General features: G+C 56.8%; 4 protein-coding genes. All 4 read left to right on the forward strand.

Annotated elements, in window-relative coordinates:
- Positions 1-131 precede the first annotated feature (131 nt).
- The 4 genes from MC380_RS17775 (at position 132) to MC380_RS17790 (ending at position 3,284) form a co-directional block, all read left to right on the forward strand.
- On the forward strand, positions 132-470 hold the full coding sequence (locus MC380_RS17775) for a hypothetical protein (RefSeq protein ID WP_242166488.1): 339 nt from the start codon (positions 132-134) through the stop codon (positions 468-470).
- Between the two features lie 473 nt (positions 471-943).
- The gene (locus tag MC380_RS17780) at positions 944-1,228 is read left to right on the forward strand and encodes a hypothetical protein (protein WP_242166490.1); all 285 of its coding nucleotides are present in this window, start codon (positions 944-946) and stop codon (positions 1,226-1,228) included.
- Between the two features lie 968 nt (positions 1,229-2,196).
- Complete coding sequence (locus MC380_RS17785) at positions 2,197-2,475, forward strand: hypothetical protein (RefSeq protein WP_242166492.1); 279 nt, start codon at positions 2,197-2,199, stop codon at positions 2,473-2,475.
- A gap of 494 nt (positions 2,476-2,969) precedes the next feature.
- The gene (locus tag MC380_RS17790) at positions 2,970-3,284 is read left to right on the forward strand and encodes a hypothetical protein (protein ID WP_242166494.1); all 315 of its coding nucleotides are present in this window, start codon (positions 2,970-2,972) and stop codon (positions 3,282-3,284) included.
- Positions 3,285-4,192: the final 908 nt, after the last annotated feature.

The following is a 4,192-nucleotide window of genomic DNA, read 5'->3' on the forward strand; positions in this document are numbered from 1 at the left end:
ATTTGGGTGGCTGGTATTCAAGATCGTCAGGCGCAGGCTATTCTTCCTCCGCCATCGTCATGACGCGGCCTAACAATTCATTCAAGCCGAACCCGCTTCGCGGGTCGGCTTAATTCAGGCGTTAGGCCTCAATGGACAGTTCTCTAGATTTCGAGCATTTCTTGCAAGCAACCCGCAACATCCTCGACGAGGATGGCTTCGCCCAGTACTTGCCCACCATGTACGTTGACAGTGAGATCATTGTCATAGAGGGCATTCCTGATTCCGTCTTGGACACCGACGCACTGAACAACGTTGGCCCAGAGCATGACCTTGGCAAAGTCGGCACATTCTTTGCTGTGCTTGCGGCTGCTGACACTGTTGTGGCGGGTGGCTCGTTGGCTACTGGCTGGCGCTTCGTACAAATCAAGCCAGGCAGCGCAGGGCTTGTTACGTCCCCAATCGAGCGGCCATTGTGGTTCCGGCTTTGAGGCCTAACAATTCATTCAAGCCGAACCCGCTTCGCGGGTCGGCTTAACTCAGGCGTTAGGCGCCAATGAAGCATCGCAGCACAACCAGCAGACTTGGCCTACTCATTGCCATTGCCATGGTTGTGGCCGGGGCATTCTTGGTGGCTCGGCCTATTGATATGGTTGCATCGCACCCGAACATGGTTCCGCGCGGAAACACGTCCTCCCGCTTTGAAACCCCTCGGGAGCATGTGTCTCCCGCAAGATCGAGGTTCTATGGCGCATTCTCAATCGTACTTGGCTTGGCGCTTGGCGCAATCTCACTTTATCGACCGAGAGGCTGACCAAAGTGCATCGCTTGGCGCCTAACAATTCGTTCAAGCCGACGCCGCTTCGTTCCGGCACCAGGCATGGCAGAAAAAGCTTGCCATGCCTGGCACCTGCACTACGCAGCGCGGCTTAACTCAGGCGTTAGGCGCCATAAGCAGCTCCGGATGAATCCAGATCAGTTGCCGCCCCTCTACCGCTATATCCCCGTTTGGACCCGACGTGATGATCGGCTGTTCCTTTATCGCATCGTGGAGATTATTGGAGTCGGGTTCGTAACCCAAAGTCGTGATTACCTCAGCACTGACTCAGATCCAGAGTACATCCGTCAACTTGAGCGGCAGTTCATAGAGTTGCTGTTCGAGCTTCCCCCTGAGCAGCGCATGCAGCCTCAGTCATCTATCCAGGCGGCTATTGCAGACTTCGATACGCAGTTCCAAGATGGCGCCTAACAATTCATTCAAGCCGACGCCGCTTTGTTCCGGCCACAGGCATGGCAAAGAGAGCTTGCCATGCCCGCAGCCTCCACTCCGCAGCGCGGCTTAATTCAGGCGTTAGGTGCCATGTGGCGAATCGAAACACGCTGCGCGAACTGCCGAGAGAGAATGGCGCTCCCTCTCTACTCGTTCATGCCGCTGCAGTTCTTTGGCAAAAAGTCTGTCTTCTACTGCGACCATTGCAACAAACCGAGCATTCTCAACTTACAGTCTCGTGTGGCCGGGTCTCTTACCGTTCTTCTGTTCCTTGTCGCCTCGGTAGCCGTGACTCTCTACATAGACGTTGGTAGCGCAGAGAGGCGGGCGGTGCTCGTACTCGGTGCGCTTGTTGGATTCATCCTGGCATTTCCAGTGAGCAGCCTTATGCCTACACTTGTGGCACCCAAAAATGGCACCTAACAAGTCGTTCAAGCCGACGCCGCTTCGTTCCGGCCACAGGCATGGCACAGAAAGCTTGCCATGCCTGCAGCCTCCACTACGCAGCGCGGCTTAACTCAGGCGTTAGGGGGCAAATGAAGACTTTCTCAGCTCGTCTTGGGTTCGGATCATTCCTCAAGCTGATGGTTATTGGCTGTTTCTGCGGCGCTGTGGTCATGACACCGATCAATGCGTTCCTGTCCGCCATGTCCGGGGAGGGAGCTAGACCTGGCTACTTTTTTCTCTTAGCACCAATTGGTGGTTTACTCGTTGGCACCATCTTTGGCGTTGCGGGCTACCCGGTCTACGCTTGGCTATCACGCAAGTTCCCTAGCCTCACTACATTTAAGGGAGAGCTATCTGATGCGTCGGAGAGCGCGCGAATTGCCCCCTAACAGTTCGTTCAAGCCGACGCCGCTTCGTTCCGGCACCAGGCATGGCAGAGAAAGCTTGCCATGCCTGCAGCCTCCACTACGCGGCCCGGCTTAACTCAGGCGTTAGGCCTCATGACCGAGCAACATGAAGTTGATCTAGAGAAGCGCCTGCTAGCCGCCACGGTCTTCGAGCTCCGCGTGCTGCTTGCCAGCTACCTAGACCCTCAAGACCAAAGCGCTGCTGGGGCCGCCGCCCAACTGGCATACGCGCTCCACAATCAAGCACTATCAGCGCTTTCGGGCCAACCCTTTGATGTTTCCCAAGCTCTGGACAGCCTGGCGCGGCTGGAGCCCCAGCTCGGCAGTGCATATCTGCAACACTTCCGCCGGGTCGTCACCAATGAGGCCTAACAATTCATTCAAGCCGAAGCCGCTTCGCGGCTCGGCTTAATTCAGGCGTTAGGCCCGGAGAGACACATGTCCGCGACTCGACAATGGGTTATCGCGGTGCTCGCCATCCTGGGGGCATTCTTTGTAGCCGGCATTCTCGGGGGCTTTGCTGCCGGCAGGCTTGGCTTCTGGCATCTACCCGGCTCCGGCTTTTGTGCTGCCTTGGCTGTAGTTCTGTCCACTTACTTTGCCGTCCCTAGTCACAAGTTTCTTATGGCGCTTTGTGCATTAGGTGTCGGCGCATTGGCTGCCTGGCCCCTCCTTGAGCCCTCCTCCTACCCCGAGAGCTACGGGGCGCAGGCGTATCAACAAACCCATCTACCGGTGATTTCAACGTACATCGGCGGCGCTATTGGGTTGCTAGTCGCGGGCGTCCTCAGACTCTGGTCCGGGCCTAACAATTCGTTCAAGCCGAGGCCGCTTCGCGGCCCGGCTTAACTCAGGCGTTAGGCCGCATGAGCAACTACATAATTCCCTTGTTCTTCTCCATGTTTGCATTGGCCATCGTTTGGCTTGTGGCAGTCCAACTTTTGTTCCGCTCGTTGGCCAAGAATCATCCGGCCATGTATCAGCGCATCGGGAGCCCGCGTGGCTTTGAACCGCAGGCCACGCCAGCATTGTTTAGCTTTCTTCTCACCCGCAAACCAGAGTCGCTCGGAGACAAGGCAATGCTTGTGCGCGCCAACTTCATGCGCTCCTTGCTCGCCGTCAACATGATCGGCTTTGCCCTACTCGTTTACGGCATCATGTCGGGCCACAATGCGGCCTAACAATTCATTCAAGCCGAACCCGCTTCGCGGGTCGGCTTAATTCAGGCGTTAGGCCCCATGGAAAGAGACACGATCGCTGAGTTAGAGATCGACACAGTCGGCAAGCTCCACGTCGTGCCGTCAACTCAAGCCTTCCCATACATCTACCGTGAGGCCATGGAGGTTCATTGGGATGCGGCTCGCCGATCCCTGTACTCACCCACACCTCGGGAGTGGCCTTACTCGCGCTGGCTCCAACAAATCCTGTCTGCTGCACGAGAGCAAGGCTGTGAGCTCCAGCTTGCGCCCAGCACCAAATGGCTCAACATAGACCCGGGCGTCAAAGCCGAGCTCTTGCAGGTGGTCGGCAATGGGGCCTAACAATTCATTCAAGCCGAAACCGCTTCGCGGTTCGGCTTAATTCAGGCGTTAGGCCGCAGCCATGCCAACACTGTTAGACGACGCAGATGAGATCCGACCTGGCGAGTTCTACGAGGACTGCGCCTTTCACCCATGCCTGTGTACCGGCACGGGCATGGGCATGGTCGAGGGCATCTCGCTTGTGGACGGCTCTTATCCACGGCAATGCGGAGTACCGCAATGCGGCGTGCGAAAGTTGACCGTTGAGGAGGCAATCCAATGGCGTTTCAACGGGCCACCCGACGTTCCGCCAGAGATTGAGATGACTGATGAGCAAAAATACTGGCTGCGGTGACATCTTTAGTTCGGGTCGTTGTCACTTCTGGCAGCGGCCTAACATTTCGTTCAAGCCGAGGCCGCTTCGCGGCCCGGCTTAACTCAGGCGTTAGGCCCCTTGTTGAGCAGAATCGCTACCTTTGTAGATGGCAGACTCATTCGGGGCGCCTTCGTTGCCGTATTGGTTGCCGCATGCATGTTGCTTGGGCCACTGGCGACATTACTGATCGCTG

Origin of the sequence: Lysobacter sp. M15 (assembly GCF_022662515.1) — a bacterium.
Taxonomy (GTDB): domain Bacteria; phylum Pseudomonadota; class Gammaproteobacteria; order Xanthomonadales; family Xanthomonadaceae; genus JAKPBU01.

What these genes read in the sequence shown, in the direction of transcription:
- MC380_RS17790 (WP_242166494.1), top strand. Translation starts at nt 2,970, where the DNA reads ATGAGCAACTACATAATTCCCTTGTTCTTCTCCATGTTTGCATTGGCC.
- MC380_RS17775 (WP_242166488.1), top strand. Translation starts at nt 132, where the DNA reads ATGGACAGTTCTCTAGATTTCGAGCATTTCTTGCAAGCAACCCGCAAC.
- MC380_RS17780 (WP_242166490.1), top strand. Translation starts at nt 944, where the DNA reads ATGAATCCAGATCAGTTGCCGCCCCTCTACCGCTATATCCCCGTTTGG.
- MC380_RS17785 (WP_242166492.1), top strand. Translation starts at nt 2,197, where the DNA reads ATGACCGAGCAACATGAAGTTGATCTAGAGAAGCGCCTGCTAGCCGCC.